The organism is Marivita sp. S0852, assembly GCF_046591575.1.
Taxonomy (GTDB): domain Bacteria; phylum Pseudomonadota; class Alphaproteobacteria; order Rhodobacterales; family Rhodobacteraceae; genus Marivita.
This window is the reverse complement of the sequence record NZ_JBIQWA010000003.1, coordinates 107,315-126,540: the sequence shown is the minus strand read 5'-3', so window position 1 is coordinate 126,540 and position 19,226 is coordinate 107,315. Positions and strand designations below refer to the sequence as shown.

The window sequence follows — 19,226 nt, the reverse complement described above, 5'->3', positions numbered from 1 at the left end:
GCCCCATGTACGATGCCCCATATTCCACACAGGAGACGGTCGTGACTGACGACAAAATCCAGGCCCGAGACGTTCAGGTCCATTATGGCGACACCCATGCCATCAAAGACGTCTCGGTCGACATTCAGGACAAAACCGTCACCGCCTTTATCGGCCCGTCCGGCTGTGGCAAGTCCACCTTTCTGCGGTGTCTGAACCGGATGAACGACACGATCGACATCTGCCATGTGACCGGTGACATCCGGATCGACGGCGAAGACATCTATGACAAACGCGTCGATCCGGTTCAATTGCGCGCCAAGGTGGGGATGGTGTTTCAAAAACCCAACCCGTTCCCGAAATCAATCTATGACAACATCGCCTACGGGCCCCGCATCCACGGCATGGCCCGCAACAAGGCGGATCTGGATGAGATCGTTGAAAAAGCCCTGCGGCGCGGCGCGATCTGGGACGAGGTCAAAGACCGCCTGAACGCCCCCGGCACCGGCCTGTCGGGCGGCCAGCAGCAGCGCCTATGTATCGCGCGCGCCGTGGCCACCGAACCCGAAGTGCTGCTGATGGACGAACCCTGCTCGGCGCTTGATCCCATTGCCACCGCACAGGTCGAAGAACTGATCGACGAGCTGCGCCAGAACTATGCCGTAGTGATCGTCACCCATTCGATGCAGCAGGCCGCGCGGGTCAGCCAGAAAACCGCGTTTTTCCATTTGGGCAATCTCGTGGAATACGACGACACGTCCAAGATTTTCACCAACCCCGAGGACAGCCGCACCGAAAGCTACATCACCGGACGGATCGGATAAGGCCATGAACGGTATGCAAGATCACATCTCAAGCGCGTTTGACCGCGATCTGGAGGGCATTCAGGCCCGCATCATGAAAATGGGCGGTCTGGTGGAACAGGCCATTCTGGACAGCGCCCAGGCGCTCGAAACCCGCGATCAGGAATTGGCCGAACGCGTGCGCAAGGGTGACAAGGCGATTGACGATCTCGAAGAGCTTTTGAACGAAGAAGCCGCCCGCGTCATCGCCCTGCGCGCCCCGACCGCCATTGATCTGCGCGTCATCCTGTCGGTCATGCGCATTAGCGCCAACCTGGAACGTATTGGCGATCTTGCAAAAAACCTGGCCAAGCGAAATGCGGTCCTGATGACGATGCCACAGATCAACGGGTCAGCCGCGCAATTGCGCCGCATGTCGCGCGATGTGCAATTGATGCTGAAAGACGCGCTGGACAGTTACATTCAACGTGACGAAGCGCTGGCCCGCGACGTGATTGATCGCGATGTCGATATTGACCAGATGTACAATACGCTGTTTCGTGAATTCCTGACCTTCATGCTGGAAGATCCGCGCAATATCACGCCCTGCATGCACTTGCATTTTATCGCCAAAAACGTCGAACGCATGGGCGATCACGTCACGTCCATTGCCGAACAGGTGGTTTTTCTGGTCACCGGTGAAAAACCGGATGAACCGCGGCCGAAAGACGATGTCACGTCAACCGATGTCGAATTGTCCAAAACCACCGGCTTCGAGGCTTAGCCATGACCAAAGTCCAGCCAACGGTTCTGGTGGTCGAAGATGAACCGGCGCAACGTGAGGTTCTGACCTATAACCTTGAAGCCGAGGGTTTTCGTGTGGTGCGGGCCGAAAACGGTGAAGAGGCCCTGCTTTTGGTGGATGAGGAACAGCCCGACATCATCGTGCTGGATTGGATGTTGCCCAATCTGTCCGGCATCGAGGTCTGCCGCCAGCTCAAGACGAGGTCCGACACGCGCTCTGTGCCGATCATCATGCTGTCCGCCCGCTCGGAAGAGCTTGACCGCGTGCGCGGGCTGGAAACCGGTGCGGATGACTATGTGATCAAACCCTATTCCGTGATCGAGCTGATGGCCCGTGTGCGTGCGCAGCTGCGCCGGACCCGCCCTGCCGCGGCCGGACTGCGCCTGGAATATCAGGATATCGTTCTGGACGCGGAAACCCATCGTGTGACCCGCAAAGGCGGCGAGATCAAGCTGGGGCCAACCGAATTCCGCCTGTTGTCCACCTTGATGGAAAAACCCGGCCGGGTCTGGTCGCGCGAACAATTGCTGGACCGGGTCTGGGGGCGCGACATCTATGTCGATAGCCGCACGGTTGATGTCCATATCGGCCGCCTGCGCAAATCACTGACCACCACGGGCGGTCCTGATCCGGTGCGCACCGTACGCGGTGCGGGCTATGCGCTTGGCTAGGGTGTCTGCTTAGGTCTCAACCGGCAAGATCACTGTAAACGTCGTGCCAACACCCTCCTGACTGTCGACACGCAACCGCCCCCGGTGGCGGTTGATGATATGTTTGACGATGGCCAGACCCAGCCCGGTGCCGCCCAGTTCGCGTGACCGATGGCTGTCGACGCGGTAAAACCGCTCGGTCAGGCGCGGAATGTGGATCGGATCAATCCCCGGCCCCGTATCGCTGACCAACAGCGAAACGCCCGTCTCGCGCAGGCGGTTTTCGTAAGACGGCTGTCCAATGCTGATTTTCACGCGACTGCCGCTGCCGGAATACTTGATGGCGTTTTCCGTCAGGTTGTTCAGAACCTGCCGCAGCTGATCGGCGTCACCGGGCACCACAACCGGGCTATCGGGCACATCAATCACCATCTCGATGCCAGCCTCCCGGGCCATGTGTGACAGACCATGATGGGTTTGTTGCGCCAGACCGACAAGATCTACGTCATCCACCGGACGCACGCGCTCATCCGCTTCGACCCGGCTCAGCGATAAAAGATCGGACACCAGCCTGTTCATCCGCTCGGCCTCGGACCCCATGATCTTGAGAAACCGCGCCTGAGCCTCTGGGTCATTGCGCGCCGGACCTGCAAGGGTTTCGATAAACCCAAGCAGCGCGGTCAGCGGTGTGCGCAGCTCGTGGCTGACATTGGCCACAAAATCCCGCCGCATCTGGCCCGCCTGCTCCATGGGTGTGATGTCCTCGAACGACACCAAAACACCATGCCCGGCAGGCATCGGCACCGGCCCGCAGGTCACACGGAAGGTGATGTCATGCTGATCCTTGGTCGTCAGAAACTCTGTTTCGCGCTGCGTCGCATCGCGCTGCACCTGCTCGATCGTATCCAGCAGGACCGGTTGCCGCAGCGCCGTGATGAAATGACGCCCCTCGATATTTTTGCCCAGCACCTGCTCGGCTGCGTCATTAGCCGCGACAATCCGTTCATCCGGTGCGATCAGCACCGCCGGACTGCCAAGCACCTTCAGAATATCCTGCGGCAACGCCGTCATTTTGTGGCAGCCACCGCCGCCAGTCCGGCATCAAACGCCGCGATCAACGCCTCCGGATCTTCAAGACCCACCGAGACCCGGAAAAATCCCTCGCTCATGCCCAACGCAGCGCGGCTTTGGGCGGTCAATGCGCGATGAGAGGAGCTGGCCGGATGCGACAGCGTCGTGCCGACATCGCCCAATGTGGGCGCAAAGGCGATCTGATGTGCGCCTTGCGTAAAGGCGTTTGCCGCCGCACGCCCGCCCTCCAGCTCGAAACTGACCATATTGCATCCATGCCCCTGCAATACTCCCTGCGCCCGCGCGCGATCGGGATGGTCAGGCCGCGTCGGGAAGAGCACCCGTTTGACCAGCGGCTGTCCGGCCAAATGGTCTGCAAGCCGCGCCGCCGTGGCCTCTGCCCGATCAAAGCGCAACTCGAATGACATCAGCCCGCGCTCTGCCAGCCAGCAATCAAACGGGCTGGCGGTCATGCCGGTTGTGACCGCAAAATCGTACATCATTTTGGCTTGCTCGGCCTGTCGGGCCGCAACCCAGCCCAAGGTGACATCGGCATGTCCCGCCAAAAGCTTTGTCACCGAATGCAGCACCACATCCGCCCCATGCTCGAAAGGTTGAATCGCCCGTGGCGTGGTGAAGGTGTTGTCCACCACCAGCAGAACATCCCTGTCGCGGCAGACCTGTGCAATCCCGTCAATATCAGCGATGCGCAGGGTCGGGTTCGACACGACCTCAATCAGAACCAGCCGCGTATTGGGCCGAACAGCCGCCGCAATGGCCGCGGCGTCGGTCGGGTCCGCCAAACTGGTGGCGATCCCGAGGCGCGGCAAATCCTCCCGCATCATGCGCAATGACCTACCATAAAGCTGGTCGCCGCCAATAACGTGATCCCCGGTCTTGCACAGCCCCAGCAACACTGCCGTCACCGCCGCCATGCCAGACCCCACAACCACACCGGGGTGCGGCGCGCCCTCCATCGCATCAATGCGGCGCGCCAGAACATCCGCATTGGGATGGCCTTCGCGGGCATATGTATACCCCGCCGCCCGGCCCTCGTACTGATCATCCAGCCGGTCCGGCGTATCGCTGGCATAGGCCACAGACGGCATCAGCGGCGTCACAACCGGCGCCGAGGCGCTATCAGGCATCCCGCCGGGGCGCATCAAAGTCCGTTTCATCATGATAAAATCCCCCGGTCAGCCCGCCATATCCGCGTCAGGCGCAGCCCTGCCACAAAGCGATAGGCACAACAATGCCTAGCTACGCCGCTTTTGCAGAATTGCCCCTCTTGCACCAAAAGCCCACTCGCGCGATGACGGGGAATGACACAACGCCCAGATATCCTTTGCATCGGGTCCGTCCTTTGGGATGTGATTGGCCGATCAGACCGCCACATGAAAAGCGGCAGCGACGTGCCCGGCCATATCACCCGCCTGCCCGGCGGTGTGGCCCTGAACATCGCCATGACACTGGCCCGCTTTGATCTGCACCCCGCCCTGCTTAGTGTCGTCGGACGCGATGCCGAAGGCGAAGAGCTGGTCACGGCCTGCCAGCGGCTGGGCCTGCAGACCGATCACCTGTACCGCTCCGAAGATCTGCCCACCGACCAATATATGGCCATCGAAGGGGCCAACGGGCTGATCGCGGCGGTTGCCGATGCCCATTCGCTGGAACAGGCCAATGACAAGATCCTGCAACCGCTGATCGAAGGCCCGCTGGGCTTTGTCGAAGCGCCGTTTCCCGGCCCGATTGCGCTGGACGGCAATCTGACCGAGGGATTGCTGGATCAGGTCGCGCGGCATCCGGCCTTTGCCAAGGCGGATCTGCGAATTGCCCCGGCATCGCCGGGCAAGGCCGAACGGCTGCTGCCATTTCTGCGCGCCGGTCGCGGCGTGCTATATGTGAACCTCGAAGAAGCGGGCTTGCTGTGCCAGACCGATTTCACAAACGCGCCACAGGCGGGGGCCGCACTGATCGAACGCGGCGCGGCGCGGGCCCTGGTCACGGATGGTGGCAATGTCACCTGCGACGCCACCAAAGACGGCATTCTGGCCGAACGCCCCCCCGAAGTGATGGTCACCCGCGTGACCGGCGCTGGCGACACATTTATGGCCGCGCATATTGCCTCTGAGCTACGCGGTGCTAAACGGGACGTTGCGCTGCACCGCGCGCTTGCCACAGCAGCGGCCTATGTTGCCGGAGGAACCTGATCATGACCACCCTGCCCCTTGAAATCTCTGCCCCCGTTAGGGCAGCCCTCGATGGCAACCGCGCCGTTGTGGCGCTGGAATCCACCATCATCACCCATGGGATGCCCTGGCCGCAAAACCTCGAAACCGCCCGTTCCATCGAAGCCACCGTCCGCGAGGCGGGCGCGGAACCGGCCACAATCGCGGTGATTGACGGCACGCTGCATGTCGGCCTGACCGACAGCCAGATCGAAACCCTGTCGCAGGCGAAACACGTCGCCAAGCTCAGCCGCGCCGACATGGCCGTCTGTATCGCCAAAGGCGGCACCGGGGCCACCACGGTTGCCGCCACGATGATCGCGGCGCATCACGCCGGGATTTGTGTCTTTGCCACTGGCGGCATTGGCGGTGTGCATCGCGGTGCGGATCAAAGCTTTGATATTTCTGCCGACCTGCAGGAGCTGTCCCAAACTCCGGTGACCGTGGTATGCGCCGGTGCCAAGGCTATTCTGGACCTGCCCAAAACTTTGGAAGTGCTGGAAACCCTGGGTGTGCCGGTCATGGCCTACGGTCAGGACGCGCTCCCGGCATTCTGGTCACGCGCCTCTGCGCTCAAGGCACCGCTTCGAACCAACAGCGCGGCCGAGATCGCCAAATCGCACAGACTGCGTCAGGCGCTGGGCGTACCGGGTGGTCAGCTTGTCACCAACCCGATCCCCGCCGACGCCGAAATCCCCCAGTCCGAGATCAACCCCATCATCGCCCGCGCCACCCAGGACGCCGAGGCGCATGGCATCGCCGGCAAGGATCTGACCCCCTATCTGCTACAGCGGATTTTCGAACTCACGGACGGACGGTCACTGGACGCAAATATCGCACTTGTGCTGAACAATGCGCGCCTTGGGGCACAGATCGCGCGGGAATTGACCTCTTTGAGCTGAAAACCGGGCTGCCCGTCAGCCGCACCATTGTAGAGCACGCCAGGACACCCTAGCTTTTGATGGAACCAGTGACGGACCCTCTATGACCTCGCCATTTGAACCAACACCGCGTCGCCCGGGCCTGTTCTCGCATTTGCGGGGCAGCTTTTTGACCGGCATTGTGGTGATCGCACCGGTCAGCCTGACAATCTGGCTGATCTGGTCCATCATGGGCTGGGTCGACGGATTTGTTCTGCCGCTCGTGCCAGCCAGGTTCAACCCCGAACAATATATCGGGATCAACCTGCGCGGCATCGGGGTTATCATCTTCTTTCTGTTCACGATCATTGTCGGCTGGGTCGCCAAGGGTCTGATCGGACGGTCGTTTATCCGCTTTGCCGAAAGCCTGGTGGAACGGATGCCCATCGTGCGATCGATCTATAGCGGTGCCAAGCAAATCGCCGAAACGATCTTTGCCCAAACCGAGCGCAACTTTGAAAAAGCCTGCCTCATTCAATACCCGCGCAAGGGCATCTGGGCGATCGGCTTCATCTCGACCGACACCCGCGGCGAAGTTGCCGAAAAAGCCGAAACCGTGGGTGGGCTGGTGTCCATCTTTGTGCCCACCACCCCCAACCCGACCTCCGGATTTCTGCTGTTTTTCCCGCGCGAAGACATCATAGAGCTGGATATGAGCATCGAAGACGCCGCCAAACTGGTGATCTCGGCCGGGCTTGTCTATCCCAACGCCAAAGATCCGACGCAACCGGCAAAGGCGGCGTAACCCCCGGTCCCTACCCGAACATTTTCACCAGATCGGCCGTCTGACGTTTGCCCAGATCGTCCTTGTGCTGCGCCAGGAAACCGCCAGCAGCGGCCCGCCCCGCCTGTTTGAGACGCGCAATAATGGACGGCACCGGCACAACCTTGGTGGCAACTGACAGATCATTCATCAGATCGTCATCCGCCACCATATGCACCCGCATCTGTTTCATCGCACCGGGGGTCACGGACCCCGCATCAATCAGCCGCTGCACAAAGGCAATGGCCCGCAATTCCCGCAACAGCGATGAATTGAAACTGATCTCATTGATCCGGTTCTGAATCTCGTTCGGCATGACCGGCACCGCATCCCGCTCCAATGGGTTGATGTTCACGATCAGCACATCCTGCGGCAAAGACGGCGCAAACAACGGAAACAGCGCCGGGTTGCCGGTATATCCACCATCCCAAAACGCCTCCATCGTGCCGGTTTGCGGATCTTCCACCTCAACCGCCTGAAACAACGTCGGAAGACAGGCGGATGCAAGAATGGACTGGGTGGTTATCGCATGTCCCTCAAAGATTCGCACCTTGCCGTCGCGCACCTGCGTCGCACACACAAAAAGCTCTGGGCCTTCATGCGCACACACCCGGCCAAAATCAAACCGGTCGACGATTTTCTCCAGCGGGTTCTGGTATAACGGCCCCCAAGCATAGGGTGATATCATCCGCCCCAGGGAATCGCCGATCATATAGGCGGGCGAATACTCGATCCCTTTGCTGACAGCGGCCGGCTGCGGCAGCCAGGCCTGCATCCATTGCGGCACCGACACATCCTCCAGCCGGGACACCTGCGCCCAAAGCCAGTCAAGGTTGTCGCGCGCGCCGATCCGCCCGTCCTTGAGCCACCCGGCCTTCAACGCAGCGCCATTCAACGCCCCCGCAGAGGTGCCGCTGATTGCGGCGATCTCGATATCTTCCTCTTCCAGCAGCCGGTCCAGCACCCCCCAGGTAAAGGCACCATGCGCGCCACCACCTTGCAGGGCCAAATTGATCTTAACCACAGCACATTCCGCATCTCTGTTTCAAAAATATCTCGGGGTGAGGCCGCAGGCCGAGGGGCAGCACCCCTCAGACCCCCGCGCCCTAAAGCGCTGTCCAACCGCCATCCACCGAAATCGTCGTTCCGGTGATCTGCGACGCGGCCTCTGAACACAAAAACACAGCCGTGCCCCCGATTTGCTCGACGGTTGCAAATTCCTTGGACGGCTGTCGTTCCAGAATGACCTTCTGCTTGGCCTCGTCTTCCGTCATGTCGTATTTTTTCGCAGTGTCCGGGATCTGGCTTTCCACCAGCGGTGTCAGCACATATCCGGGGCAAATCGCATTGGCCGTGATCGGCTCCCGCGCGGTTTCAAGCGCCACGGTTTTCGACAGCCCGACGATACCGTGCTTGGCGGCGACATAGGCGGATTTATAAGGTGATGCCGTCAGACCGTGGGCGCTGGCGATATTGATCACACGCCCCCATCCCGCCTTGCGCATCATCGGCACGGCTGCGGCGGTTGTGTGAAACGCCGAGCTGAGGTTGATCGCGATGATCGCATCCCATTTTTCTGCCGGAAACTCTTCGATCGGGGCGACAAACTGAATGCCCGCATTGTTCACAAGGATGTCACATGCTCCCGCCTGCTCGATCAGCGCGCGGCATTGGTCGGCATCCGACATATCCGCCTGAATATAGCGGGCTGTCACGCCATGCTCTTTGGCAATCTCTGCGGCCAGCGCGTGATCGTCGTCCGAATCGGTAAAGGAATTTATCACGACATCCGCGCCAGCCCGGGCCAGCTCATGTGCGACGCCCAATCCGATGCCAGAGTTCGAACCGGTAATGACAGCGGTTTTTCCATTAAGCGACATGGCCACTCCTTTTTCTGGTGTTTTTGCTTCTGCAGCAATCTATATGCTGCGCGTGCATTATACAAAGGGCCTTCGACACCAGCGCAGGTGCCGAACGCGTGGTGAAGCATGCGGCCTGTTCGGCAGGGCATTGCACAAAAAAAACCCCAGCGCGAAGCTGGGGTTAAGTTATTGAGGCAGGTTTCATACAGGCAAGAAACCTATCGAGCAGTGAGTCTGTTATACGCAATCTTTCGCGCTGATCCAAGCTAAAAGTTTGAAAAGCCTCAAAAGCCTCGCTACCGTCAGCCGCAATAAAACAAGAGCAGACAGGGATTGTAGCGAAAATGAGATCAGTATTTTTCCAATCCAAACGGCTGTGCGGTGCCGCTTCGGCGCTCGCGCTCAGCGCTCAGATCGGCATGGCTGAACCTCAGCATGGCATAGCTATGTATGGCCAGCCCCAGCTACCACCGGATTTTGTGTCCCTGCCCTACGCCAACCCGAACGCCCCGACCGGCGGACGTATTGTCACCGGCGAGGTCGGCGGCTTTGACAGCCTCAATCCCCACATCCCGAAAGGCACGGTGCCCTGGCAATTGCGATTTCTGGCCTACGAAAGCCTGATGGGCCGCAATTGGGACGAACCCTTCGCGCTTTACGGTCTTTTGGCCGAATCAATCGAGGTTGGCCCGAATCGCGAATGGGTGGAATTTGTGCTGCGGCCCGAAGCACGCTTCTCGGATGGCACTCCGCTGACGATCGAAGACGTGATGTGGTCCTATGAGACGCTGGGCACGGTTGGACACCCCCGCTATCATGGCGCGTGGGACAAGGTTGCCTCAATGGAACAAACCGGTGAACGCTCCATCCGCTTTACCTTTACCGAACAAAACCCTGAACTGGCCCTGCTGATGGGCCTGCGCCCGATTTTGAAAAAGGCGCAGTGGAAGGACAAGGATTTCACTGCATCCGGGCTGACCGATATTCCGATCACGACATCCGAATATGTGATCGACGATTTTGAACCCGGTCGCTTTGTCAGCCTTGAACGAAACCCCGATTATTGGGGGGCCGATATTCCGTTTATGCGCGGTCAGGGCAATCTTGATGAAATCCGCCTTGAATTCTACGGCGATGGCACCGCCATGTTCGAAGCGTTCAAAGCTGGCGCGTTGAATTCCGCCCGCGAATTCAGTGCCGAGAAATGGGACACGCAATATCAGTTTCCCGCCATCAGCACCGGCGATATCATTAAATCGGTTCTCCCCCATGAACGGCCTTCAGGAATCACTGGCTTTGTCATGAACACCCGGAACCCGGCATTTCAGGACTGGCGCGTGCGGGACGCCATGTTGCATGCGTTCAACTTCGAATTCATCAACGAAACCATGACCGGCTCAAAACAGCCGCGTATCACCTCGTATTTTTCCAACTCCATTCTGGGTATGCAGGACGGCCCGGCCCAAGGCCGTGTCGCAGAGCTTTTGGCACCGTTTGCCGATACGCTTTTACCTGGAGCGCTTGAGGGCTACACCCTGCCGGAAAGTGACGGAACCGAACGCAACCGTGGCAACATCCGCAAAGCCATCACATTGATGGAAGATGCCGGATACACAATTGAAAACGGCGTTATGACCCGCCCGGATGGTCGGCCTTTTACCTTTGAGATTGTGCTGCGTCAGGGCAGCGCCGAAAACGAGGCCATGATTGACCTTTTCACGCAATCCCTGGAACGGATGGGCATCACCCCGACCGTGACGACCATCGACGGCGCGCAATATAATGAACGGACCTCCTCTTACGATTTTGACATGACCTACTATCGTCGGGGTCTATCCTTAAGCCCAGGAAATGAACAAATGCTTTACTGGGGCTGCGACGGCGTTGAAAACCCGGGCACGCGCAACTGGATGGGGATGTGTTCGCCCGCCGCCGAAGCCATGATTGACGCCATCCTCAATTCGCAAAGCCGCGATGATTTTCTGGCTGCAACCCGCGCACTTGATCGGGTTTTGACCACTGGGCGCTATGTAATCCCGATCTATCAGTGGAACATCAGCCGCATCGCGCATGTCAAAGAGCTGAAATATCCCAGCGACCTACCCATCTACGGTGACTGGATTGGATGGCAGCCCGATGTCTGGTGGTGGGAAGATCAATGACCTATCCGGCGTAATAAACCCAGGCAAATTACTATATAAAACATCACCCTATAGAAATGCCTCAATGTGACACATTAAGTAATAGATTACGAATTACATCAGCGATGTTACCCAAAGAACGGTGGCGTCCTCGTCTGACACAGACACAACATTATGACCCATCGCGGCGTCATAATACGCACTGTCGCCCCGGCGCATTTCAACCGGCTCGTAAAATTCGGTGTAGAGTTTGACCACTCCGGTCAAAACATAAAGAAATTCTTCCCCGTCATGACGCACCCAGCCGTCAAATTCATCGACATTGCGCGCACGCACCCGGGCGCGGTAAGGCAGCATCTGCTTTTTCGACAGCGTATCGGCCAAAAGCTCGTGTTCATAAGTGGTTGTGGCGTGACGTTGACCCTTGCCAAAGGCCGTGACGGCCATTCGCCCATTGATCCGGTCCCGCTGCGGCGGCGTGAAAAGCTGTGGCACGCCGATTTGCAATCCGGTCGCCAGCTTCTTGAGCGCGTCATAGGTGGGCGACATCTGACCATTTTCGATTTTCGAAAGCGTCGACCGCGCCAATCCTGCCTGTTGCGCGGCCTGTTCAAGCGTCCAGCTGCGCGCTTTGCGCAGATCGCGCACCCGTTCACCCAGGTTGACGGGCTCGGGATGCTCTTCCCCACCACCGTCACGGGCAATTCGTATCATGGTTTTCGGATCATCAGACATGACTTTGCTATATCCGCGCCTCACGCGGCACGCAACGTGTGCTTGCACCTGCAGCAAATGGCTCATAGGGCTATGGGATGACGTCCCTTTCCGATACCGCCCCCTATCCGGCCTGCCCATCCGAATTCAACATGACAGCCCATGTCATGGCGGCTGGCGCGCGCACACCTGACAAGATCGCTTTGTCCATTGTCACACCCACAGGTGCGCAACGCTGGAGCTATGCCCGCTTGCAGCAAGCGATCCTTGGATGCGCCACGGGATTGCGTGAGGCCGGGCTGTCATCCGGCGATCACCTTTTGATGCGCGTTGGAAATACGGTTGAATTCCCAGTGGCTTACCTGGCGGCGATTGCTGTTGGCATCATCCCTGTCCCGACATCTTCGCAACTGACCGAACGCGAAGTCAGCGTGTTGGTGGATGTGACACAGCCTGCAGCCGTTTTGCATGATGGCGTGACCTCCTGCCCGCCGCACACCCGCATCCTGACCACGTCACAGATGAAAGACTGGGCCAACCTTGCGCCAGCCGCCTATGAATTCGGCGATCCAGACCGCTTGGCCTATATCATCTTCACCTCTGGCACGTCGGGCGTTCCGCGCGCCGTGTGTCATGCGCACAGGGCGATCTGGGCGCGGGGCATGATGATGAACGGGTGGTATGGATTGACCGAAAGTGACCGGCTGATGCATGCAGGCGCGTTCAACTGGACCTATACATTGGGCACGGGCCTGATGGACCCGTGGACCAAAGGGGCGACTGCGCTGATCCCGGCGCAAGGCGTTGACCATGCTCAGATCCCGCTTTTGCTGGCGCGCAACGAAGTCAGCATTTTTGCAGCTGCACCAGGTGTTTACAGAAATATCCTAAAGTCCGACAAGTTGGATGTCCCAAAGTTGAGGCATGGCTTGTCCGCTGGTGAAAAACTGCCCCAAAGCACCAGAGCCGCCTGGGCAGAGCGAACCGGAACCCGGATATACGAAGCCTTTGGCATGTCCGAATGTTCGACATTCATTTCAACCGCTCCCGGCACCGGGCATGTGGGCGAAACCAGTCTTGGATGGCCGCAGCCGGGACGCCGCGTGGCGATCGTTGACGCCACCGGTCCGGTTGAAAAAGGCACAACCGGGATCATCGCGATCCACCGGTCCGATCCTGGTTTGATGCTGGGTTATCTTGATCAGCCCGAGGCCACGCAGGCCAAATATCAGGGCGATTGGTTCCTGACCGGCGACACCGGAGAGATGACGCAAAAGGGCGACATCCTATATCACGGTCGGGCTGATGACATGATGAATGCAGGCGGGTACAGGGTCAGCCCGCTAGAGGTTGAGGCCGCGCTGATGGCGCATCCTGATGTTCATGACGTTGGTGTTACGGATATCGAAATCAAAGCGGACACACGGATTATCGCCGCCTATTACACGGCTGATACCACATTGGACGAGGCACATCTAAAGCAATGGGCGTCGGACACGCTGGCGCGGTACAAACAGCCGCGTGTGTTCCGTCACGTGGCCGCATTGCCGCGCAATGCCAATGGCAAACTGGTGCGGCGCAAGCTTCCTGATCTGCCAGCCGTGTAGCGGCGACCGTCTTACCATTCGGGGTGCAATCTGATAAACCGAAGGCGTCAGAACGATAAGGAACCGATCATGGTCAAGCTTGACATCATGTCCGACCCGATTTGCCCGTGGTGCTATATCGGCAAAGCCAATCTTGACCGCGCGCTTCAACAGCGTCCGGATCATCCGTTTGTCATCACATGGCACCCGTTCCAGCTTAATCCGGATATGCCAGCAAAGGGTATGGACCGGCGCACATATCTTGAGACCAAATTCGGTGGTCAGGACGGGGCCGTCAAAGCCTATGCGCCCGTGGTGGCCAATGCAGAATCCGCGGGCCTGCCGCTGAACCTGGAGGCCATCAAACGCACGCCGAACACGTTGGATGCGCATCGGGTGATCTATTGGGCCGGGATCGAACAACGGCAGATCGAAACCGTTGATGCGGTCTTTCAGGCGTATTTTGTCGAGGGCCGCGACATTGGCGATCACGATGTTCTGGCCGATATCGCCGACAGCGTCGGCTTGGACGCAAGCGTCATCCTGCGCCTTCTGAAAACCGATGAAGACCGCCGCGAAATCGTTGATCGGGATGCAGCGGCGCGCGGTATGGGGGTCACTTCTGTGCCGACATTTATCGTGGCCGGTCAACATGCTGTCCCCGGGGCGCAACCCACCGAGTTGTGGCTAAAGGTGCTGGATGACATCGAACAGGGGGCTGCACTCGACGCATGATCAACGGATTCCGAGTCGCAACAATTCTGGCGACACTTGCCGCAGTCATTCTTGCAGGCACGGTGTTTTTCCGCTGGGCCGAAGGGTGGAGCTGGCTGGATTCCTATTTCTTTACCGTGATCACCCTGTCGACCGTCGGCTATGGCAGCCTGGTGCCGGAAACCGCGATTGGCAAGATCGGGACAACCGTGTTCATCATCGTGGGTCTGGGGATCTTTGCGGTCGCCATTCAACAATTCGGTGCCTTTGCCATGCGCAAGCGTGAAGAACATGCCGAATGGCTTGTCGCGCATTTGATCGACCCGCACAAAACCGCCAATACAGACGCAGAACTGCCCGGCAAAAAACCTGACGATCCGTAAATCCACGTTTGTCACACCGCCTCTAGGCGCTGCGCGTGCTTGGTGATAGGCCAGCAGCATCCTTTTGTCCGGAGCATCTATGCCCAAAGCGATGCCGCGCACCGAATTTATTGCCTTGATGGCGATGTTGTCAGCGACCGTTGCGCTGTCAATTGATGCCATGTTGCCCGCACTTCCGCAAATCGCGGCAGAGCTGACACCCCAGGACATAAACCGCGCCCAGTTGATCCTGACCAGTTTCGTGCTTGGCATGGGGCTTGGCACCTTTGTCACCGGCCCGCTATCTGACACGTTTGGCCGCAAGCCAGTGATGCTGGCCGGGGCGGTTGTCTATATCATCGCGGCATTCATCGCGTCCAAGGCGCAAAGCCTTGAGGTTTTGCTGATCGCCCGCGTCGTGCAGGGATTTGGTGCCGCCGGTCCGCGCGTGGTGGCGATGGCCGTGGTGCGTGATCTTTATGCCGGGCGCGGCATGGCGCAGATTGTGTCCTTCATCATGATCATTTTCACACTTGTGCCCGCGATTGCCCCGCTTTTGGGGTCGGTGGTGATCAATGCCTATGACTGGCGCGCTGTGTTCTACGGTTTTGTCCTCTTCGCGCTGATTTCTGCGATCTGGCTGGCGCTGCGGCTGCCCGAAACTCTGCCCCGCGAAAAGCGGCGGGCGTTTCGATTCCATGCGCTGCGCGGTGCTGTGGTTGAAATGTTCGTGCATCCGGTGGTGCGCCTGTCAATCGCGGTTCAGGGGCTGTGCTTTGCGATGCTGTTTTCCATGCTGTCCAGCGTCCAGCAGATTTACGACATCACCTTTGGCCGCGCAGAGACCTTTGCGCTTTGGTTCGGTTTTGTGGCCATCATCGCGGGCAGTTCGGGGTTTCTGAATGCAAGCCTGGTGATGCGGCTTGGCATGATGTTTCTGGTGCGCGCCATGCTGATGGCGCAGGTGGGTCTTTCAGCACTTCTGGTTCTGATCGGATTTGCCGCCGGGGCCGGTCACATCTCCGAAACTCTGTTTTTCGGATTTTTTGTTGTCTGGCAAATCTCTGTGTTTTTCCAGGCCGGAATGACCCTTGGCAATCTTGCCGCCATTGCGCAGGAACCGATGGGCCATATCGCAGGAATGGCGGCCAGTGTGATCGGCTCTGTGGCGACGGTCGTCGGAGTGAGCCTCGCGATTCCAGTTGGTCTGTTGTTTGACGGAACACCGATCCCGCTGGCGATGGCCACCTTTCTTGAGGCAAGCCTCGCGCTGTGGCTCATGCGCCTGATGATGCAGGCCGAGGCGCAGCTCACTCCGTCGCCGATGAACTGAACCGGAACGGGTGCCCCGACATCGGCTAGACCGCTTCGCCTGATCCCTGCCCCTGCGGCGGGCCGGATGGGCACGCCCGGTTGCGACCGAAGGCTGGAAAACGACATTCTGTCGCAATTCGCGCAGACTCGCAGTCCATGACACCGCACCGTGTTCACCAAGGGCTGTCCTGCATCCGGGATCGTCTTTGGGTGATTTTGCGCCTCGACAGGCTTTGGCAAGGAAAAGGACAGATATGCGGCAGGAACGCTCCGCTCTGACCCTCATATTGCGCACAACGGGCGCACGGCGTGGCCGGGCGGCCCGAGGACGACCGGAACACTGACCTGACTGCCCCCTGTTTCTGTTGTTTCTTACCGAAAGCCACCCCCATGACCGATCTTTCACCGCGCCGCACCGGAGGCCGCGCCGCCCGCCGAGAGGCCCGCGCCAATCCGCTGGCCGATCACCTGCGTCCGATCCGTGCCGGACTGAGCGGAGGCCACTACAAACCATTGGCCGATACGGATCTTGACCGTATCCACCACGCCGCCCTTCGCGCACTGCACGAGATCGGGCTGTCCGACGCTCCCGCATCCGGCATTGAAATCATGACTAACGCGGGTGCCGAATTGGGGGATGACGGGCGCATTCGATTCCCGCCCGCACTGGTCGAAGACATGCTGGCACGCGCCAATCGCTCTATCACGCTTTGCGGACGCGACGCCCGGCACGATCTCGATCTGTCTGGCACCCGCGTTCACTATGGCACCGCCGGGGCTGCGGTGCATCTGGTGGATATTCACACCGGCTCCTATCGCGACAGCACGTTGCAAGACCTGTATGATGCCGCCCGGATCGCGGATACGCTGGACAATATTCATTTCCTGCAGCGCCCGATGGTCGCCCGTGATGTGACCGACACCCTGGAAATGGATCTGAACACGATCTACGCCTGCTGTTCCGGCACCACCAAACATATCGGCACGTCCTTCACGCAACCTGATTTTGTGCCCCACGCGCTTGACCTCTTGCACATGATCGCAGGCGGCGAGGACAGCTGGCGCGCACGGCCATTTCTGTCCAACAGCAATTGCTTTGTTGTGCCTCCAATGAAATTCGCAACCGAATCCTGCGAGGTCATGGAGGCCTGTATTCGTGGCGGAATGCCGGTTCTTTTGCTCAGCGCAGGACAGGCCGGGGCCACGGCTCCGGCCTCTATCGCAGGGGCCATTGTGCAGGCGGTGGCGGAATGCCTGGCCGGGCTTGTCTATGTCAACGCGCTGGCTCCGGGTCATCCGGCCATGTTCGGCACCTGGCCGTTCGTGTCGGACCTGCGCACCGGCGCAATGTCCGGCGGGTCCGGCGAACAGGCGTTGCTGACCGCGGGATGTGCGCAGATGCACCAATATTACGGTCTCTGCGGCGGAGCGGCGGCGGGCATTGCCGACGCCAAATTGCCCGATATGCAGGCCGGATGGGAACAGATGTGCTCGAACGTGATGGCGGGTTTGTCAGGGCTGAATATGGTGTACGAGGCGGCCGGTATGCACGCATCGCTTTTGGGGTTTTGTCACGAAAGCCTGATTTTGGGCGATGATCTGATTGGGCAGGCCATTCGCTGTGTCCGCGGGATCGAGGTCACAGAAGACGATCTCAGCATCGAGGTCATGCGCGCCACCTGTGTCGGCGGACCCGGTCACTATCTGGGCAGTGACGACACGCTCAGTCGCATGCAGCGCGATTATGTCTATCCGGCGCTGGGCAACAGGGCGTCCCCCAAGGAATGGGCGGAACAGGGCCAGCCGATCCTGATCGACACCGCAACCAGCCGAAAAGACAGCATTCTTGCCCAACCGTCGCGCGCCCGGCTGACGCCGGATGTGGACACCGCCATTCGCGCCCGGTTCAACATTCATCTGTCCTGACCCACGGGTCCGAAAATCCCCGACCAGCCGGGACATGTGCCAGGATCAACCGCTTTGGGGTCTGGTCCCTGCCCCCGCATTCCCGCATGTTGGCCGCGATATCAAAGGATCAGCCCATGCCCTATCTTATCCTGATGCTTGCGGTTCTTGCCGAAACCATAGGCACGACCGCGTTGCAGGCCAGTCAGCAATTTACGAAAATCACACCCTCCATCATCGTCGTGATCGCCTATGGTGCCGCGTTCTATCTGTTGGCGATTGCTCTCAAGACCTTTCCGGTCGGAATTGCCTATGCGATGTGGTCAGGGTTTGGCATCGTATTCATTTCTATCATCGGCTTTATGCTTTTTGGTCAAAAGCTGGATCTGGCTGCGATTGTCGGGCTGGCCATGATCATCGGCGGGATTCTGGTCATCAACCTGTTGTCCAAAACGGCCACACTCTGATCCACAACGGCTGATTCAAAAAAACGCGCGCCCGAGGGAACAAGGCGCGCGTTTCGATTTTGTTAGAAAAGGCTTAGAAGCGGAAGTTGGCCCGCAAGGAAAACGTGTCCGCGTCGATGTCGACATTGGTATCGTCGAAATCGTCGAACTGATGATACAGATACTCTGCACCAAGGCTGATGCTTTCGGTCACAAGATATTCGGCGCCTACGCCCGCGACCCAGCCGGTATCTTCAAAGTTATCTGTGTTCAGCTGTGCTGCACCCAGAACACCATAGACCAAGGTCCGGTCAAGATCGTAACCCGCCCGCATCTTCAGGCGCAGGATGTCATCCACGTCTTCTGCGCCAAGGTTCAGGTCATCACCGGCCTGGTAGTCAAGTTCGCCACCAAGAACAAACCGACCGAAGTCGTAATCGTAACCACCGTGGACACCATAGACCAATTCGTCGTCATCAAGATCGTCGCCTGTGATCCAGCCTTTGCCAAGGCTCAAACCACCATAGCCCCCGGTCCAGTCACCACCCATGGTTACCGGGGCAACGGCCACTGGTTGGGCAATCACGGGTTCTGCTGGTGCACTGTCGATGCTGCCAGCAAATGCCATCGAGCCGGTCAGGGCTGCACATGCCGTGCCAAGTAAAATACGTTTCACGTCGTATCCTTTCTTATTGTCTGTTCGCGTCTCGTTCGACTGCGTCACTGCGCTTCAGTGGCGTGTCTTAGAGTGTAATGTCGTAACTCGTCGGATGGTTTCAATGGAATATCCGCTATGCACCGAGCGGGAGGAACTTTCGGCCCGTTATGGCTTAAAGAGGTCGTTCAGGTCGGCGCATAGTTGCCCGAATTTTTCCGATCAGCCGGAAACCGAACCGAAGTTGCCTGAACGCAACATTCTATCGGCGGCTTTTTTGCTGGTGTTCCGGGGCGCGGCCTTGTAACCCCCGCGCAAATCATTCCTGC

20 protein-coding genes are annotated in these 19,226 nt (G+C 59.0%); 14 read left to right on the top strand and 6 right to left on the bottom strand.

Annotated elements, in window-relative coordinates:
• Positions 1-5: 5 nt before the first annotated feature.
• From pstB to phoB, 3 genes are read left to right on the top strand one after another with little or no spacing between them, the layout of a single operon-like run.
• The gene (gene pstB, locus ACG74X_RS07000; RefSeq protein WP_411233535.1) at positions 6-803 is read left to right on the top strand and encodes a phosphate ABC transporter ATP-binding protein PstB; all 798 of its coding nucleotides are present in this window, start codon (positions 6-8) and stop codon (positions 801-803) included.
• 13 nt (positions 804-816) lie between these two features.
• Positions 817-1,545, top strand: coding sequence for a phosphate signaling complex protein PhoU (phoU, locus tag ACG74X_RS06995; protein WP_411234182.1), 729 nt, complete (start codon positions 817-819; stop codon positions 1,543-1,545).
• Between the two features lie 2 nt (positions 1,546-1,547).
• Entirely contained in the window at positions 1,548-2,237 is a 690-nt protein-coding gene (gene phoB / locus ACG74X_RS06990) for a phosphate regulon transcriptional regulator PhoB (RefSeq protein WP_411233533.1), read from the top strand.
• Between the two features lie 9 nt (positions 2,238-2,246).
• Here the strand turns inward: phoB and ACG74X_RS06985 are convergent, their stop codons facing one another.
• Positions 2,247-3,287: an ATP-binding protein gene (locus tag ACG74X_RS06985; RefSeq protein WP_411233532.1), complete on the bottom strand. Its 1,041-nt coding sequence runs from the start codon at positions 3,285-3,287 to the stop codon at positions 2,247-2,249.
• Positions 3,284-4,465, bottom strand: a complete 1,182-nt coding sequence (locus tag ACG74X_RS06980; protein ID WP_411234180.1) for a trans-sulfuration enzyme family protein — start codon at positions 4,463-4,465, stop codon at positions 3,284-3,286. The genes ACG74X_RS06985 and ACG74X_RS06980 overlap by 4 nt, the downstream gene beginning before the upstream one ends.
• Before the next feature lie 144 nt (positions 4,466-4,609).
• Here ACG74X_RS06980 and ACG74X_RS06975 point away from each other — a divergent pair, with 144 nt between their 5' ends.
• The 3 genes from ACG74X_RS06975 (at position 4,610) to ACG74X_RS06965 (ending at position 7,180) form a co-directional block, all read left to right on the top strand.
• Positions 4,610-5,497 (top strand): PfkB family carbohydrate kinase, encoded by an 888-nt coding sequence (locus ACG74X_RS06975; protein ID WP_411233531.1) that lies wholly within the window; start codon positions 4,610-4,612, stop codon positions 5,495-5,497.
• A gap of 2 nt (positions 5,498-5,499) precedes the next feature.
• Complete coding sequence (locus ACG74X_RS06970; protein ID WP_411233529.1) at positions 5,500-6,417, top strand: pseudouridine-5'-phosphate glycosidase; 918 nt, start codon at positions 5,500-5,502, stop codon at positions 6,415-6,417.
• 82 nt (positions 6,418-6,499) lie between these two features.
• On the top strand, positions 6,500-7,180 hold the full coding sequence (locus tag ACG74X_RS06965; RefSeq protein WP_411233527.1) for a DUF502 domain-containing protein: 681 nt from the start codon (positions 6,500-6,502) through the stop codon (positions 7,178-7,180).
• 10 nt (positions 7,181-7,190) lie between these two features.
• Here ACG74X_RS06965 and ACG74X_RS06960 read toward each other — a convergent pair whose 3' ends face one another.
• On the bottom strand, positions 7,191-8,222 hold the full coding sequence (locus ACG74X_RS06960) for a patatin-like phospholipase family protein (RefSeq protein ID WP_411233525.1): 1,032 nt from the start codon (positions 8,220-8,222) through the stop codon (positions 7,191-7,193).
• An 82-nt stretch (positions 8,223-8,304) separates the two neighbouring features.
• Positions 8,305-9,078 carry a 3-hydroxybutyrate dehydrogenase gene (locus ACG74X_RS06955; RefSeq protein ID WP_411233524.1) on the bottom strand — a complete coding sequence of 258 codons (774 nt, stop codon included), beginning with the start codon at positions 9,076-9,078 and terminating at the stop codon, positions 8,305-8,307.
• A 326-nt stretch (positions 9,079-9,404) separates the two neighbouring features.
• On the opposite strand from ACG74X_RS06955, the gene ACG74X_RS06950 reads away from it, so the two are divergent.
• Positions 9,405-11,222 carry an extracellular solute-binding protein gene (locus ACG74X_RS06950; RefSeq protein WP_411233522.1) on the top strand — a complete coding sequence of 606 codons (1,818 nt, stop codon included), beginning with the start codon at positions 9,405-9,407 and terminating at the stop codon, positions 11,220-11,222.
• A gap of 93 nt (positions 11,223-11,315) precedes the next feature.
• On the opposite strand, the gene ACG74X_RS06945 is transcribed toward ACG74X_RS06950, so the two are convergent.
• Positions 11,316-11,936, bottom strand: coding sequence for a helix-turn-helix domain-containing protein (locus ACG74X_RS06945; protein WP_411233521.1), 621 nt, complete (start codon positions 11,934-11,936; stop codon positions 11,316-11,318).
• A gap of 77 nt (positions 11,937-12,013) precedes the next feature.
• On the opposite strand from ACG74X_RS06945, the gene ACG74X_RS06940 reads away from it, so the two are divergent.
• From ACG74X_RS06940 to ACG74X_RS06915, 6 genes are all read left to right on the top strand, one after another.
• Positions 12,014-13,522, top strand: a complete 1,509-nt coding sequence (locus ACG74X_RS06940) for a class I adenylate-forming enzyme family protein (protein ID WP_411233519.1) — start codon at positions 12,014-12,016, stop codon at positions 13,520-13,522.
• A 69-nt stretch (positions 13,523-13,591) separates the two neighbouring features.
• Complete coding sequence (locus tag ACG74X_RS06935) at positions 13,592-14,236, top strand: DsbA family oxidoreductase (RefSeq protein WP_411233517.1); 645 nt, start codon at positions 13,592-13,594, stop codon at positions 14,234-14,236.
• Positions 14,233-14,598, top strand: a complete 366-nt coding sequence (locus tag ACG74X_RS06930) for a potassium channel family protein (RefSeq protein ID WP_411233515.1) — start codon at positions 14,233-14,235, stop codon at positions 14,596-14,598. Before ACG74X_RS06935 ends, ACG74X_RS06930 begins: the two co-directional genes overlap by 4 nt.
• Before the next feature lie 79 nt (positions 14,599-14,677).
• Positions 14,678-15,910, top strand: a complete 1,233-nt coding sequence (locus tag ACG74X_RS06925) for a multidrug effflux MFS transporter (protein WP_411233514.1) — start codon at positions 14,678-14,680, stop codon at positions 15,908-15,910.
• A 371-nt stretch (positions 15,911-16,281) separates the two neighbouring features.
• Positions 16,282-17,817, top strand: a complete 1,536-nt coding sequence (locus ACG74X_RS06920) for a trimethylamine methyltransferase family protein (RefSeq protein WP_411233512.1) — start codon at positions 16,282-16,284, stop codon at positions 17,815-17,817.
• Positions 17,818-17,933: 116 nt separating this feature from the next.
• On the top strand, positions 17,934-18,263 hold the full coding sequence (locus ACG74X_RS06915; protein ID WP_411233510.1) for a DMT family transporter: 330 nt from the start codon (positions 17,934-17,936) through the stop codon (positions 18,261-18,263).
• Between the two features lie 73 nt (positions 18,264-18,336).
• Here the strand turns inward: ACG74X_RS06915 and ACG74X_RS06910 are convergent, their stop codons facing one another.
• Positions 18,337-18,918, bottom strand: coding sequence for an outer membrane protein (locus ACG74X_RS06910; protein ID WP_411233508.1), 582 nt, complete (start codon positions 18,916-18,918; stop codon positions 18,337-18,339).
• Between the two features lie 103 nt (positions 18,919-19,021).
• On the opposite strand from ACG74X_RS06910, the gene ACG74X_RS06905 reads away from it, so the two are divergent.
• A complete protein-coding gene (locus ACG74X_RS06905; protein ID WP_411233506.1) occupies positions 19,022-19,204 on the top strand; it encodes a hypothetical protein in 183 nt (60 codons plus the stop codon).
• The last annotated feature ends 22 nt before the right edge of the window (positions 19,205-19,226 follow it).

What these genes read in the sequence shown, in the direction of transcription:
- ACG74X_RS06920 (WP_411233512.1), top strand. Translation starts at nt 16,282, where the DNA reads ATGACCGATCTTTCACCGCGCCGCACCGGAGGCCGCGCCGCCCGCCGA.
- ACG74X_RS06925 (WP_411233514.1), top strand. Translation starts at nt 14,678, where the DNA reads ATGCCCAAAGCGATGCCGCGCACCGAATTTATTGCCTTGATGGCGATG.
- ACG74X_RS06945 (WP_411233521.1), bottom strand. Translation starts at nt 11,936, where the DNA reads ATGTCTGATGATCCGAAAACCATGATACGAATTGCCCGTGACGGTGGT.
- ACG74X_RS06980 (WP_411234180.1), bottom strand. Translation starts at nt 4,465, where the DNA reads ATGAAACGGACTTTGATGCGCCCCGGCGGGATGCCTGATAGCGCCTCG.
- ACG74X_RS06940 (WP_411233519.1), top strand. Translation starts at nt 12,014, where the DNA reads ATGACGTCCCTTTCCGATACCGCCCCCTATCCGGCCTGCCCATCCGAA.
- ACG74X_RS06930 (WP_411233515.1), top strand. Translation starts at nt 14,233, where the DNA reads ATGATCAACGGATTCCGAGTCGCAACAATTCTGGCGACACTTGCCGCA.
- ACG74X_RS06905 (WP_411233506.1), top strand. Translation starts at nt 19,022, where the DNA reads ATGGAATATCCGCTATGCACCGAGCGGGAGGAACTTTCGGCCCGTTAT.
- ACG74X_RS06915 (WP_411233510.1), top strand. Translation starts at nt 17,934, where the DNA reads ATGCCCTATCTTATCCTGATGCTTGCGGTTCTTGCCGAAACCATAGGC.
- ACG74X_RS06955 (WP_411233524.1), bottom strand. Translation starts at nt 9,078, where the DNA reads ATGTCGCTTAATGGAAAAACCGCTGTCATTACCGGTTCGAACTCTGGC.
- ACG74X_RS06935 (WP_411233517.1), top strand. Translation starts at nt 13,592, where the DNA reads ATGGTCAAGCTTGACATCATGTCCGACCCGATTTGCCCGTGGTGCTAT.
- ACG74X_RS06970 (WP_411233529.1), top strand. Translation starts at nt 5,500, where the DNA reads ATGACCACCCTGCCCCTTGAAATCTCTGCCCCCGTTAGGGCAGCCCTC.
- ACG74X_RS06965 (WP_411233527.1), top strand. Translation starts at nt 6,500, where the DNA reads ATGACCTCGCCATTTGAACCAACACCGCGTCGCCCGGGCCTGTTCTCG.
- phoU (WP_411234182.1), top strand. Translation starts at nt 817, where the DNA reads ATGCAAGATCACATCTCAAGCGCGTTTGACCGCGATCTGGAGGGCATT.
- ACG74X_RS06975 (WP_411233531.1), top strand. Translation starts at nt 4,610, where the DNA reads ATGACACAACGCCCAGATATCCTTTGCATCGGGTCCGTCCTTTGGGAT.
- ACG74X_RS06985 (WP_411233532.1), bottom strand. Translation starts at nt 3,287, where the DNA reads ATGACGGCGTTGCCGCAGGATATTCTGAAGGTGCTTGGCAGTCCGGCG.
- phoB (WP_411233533.1), top strand. Translation starts at nt 1,548, where the DNA reads ATGACCAAAGTCCAGCCAACGGTTCTGGTGGTCGAAGATGAACCGGCG.
- ACG74X_RS06950 (WP_411233522.1), top strand. Translation starts at nt 9,405, where the DNA reads ATGAGATCAGTATTTTTCCAATCCAAACGGCTGTGCGGTGCCGCTTCG.
- pstB (WP_411233535.1), top strand. Translation starts at nt 6, where the DNA reads ATGTACGATGCCCCATATTCCACACAGGAGACGGTCGTGACTGACGAC.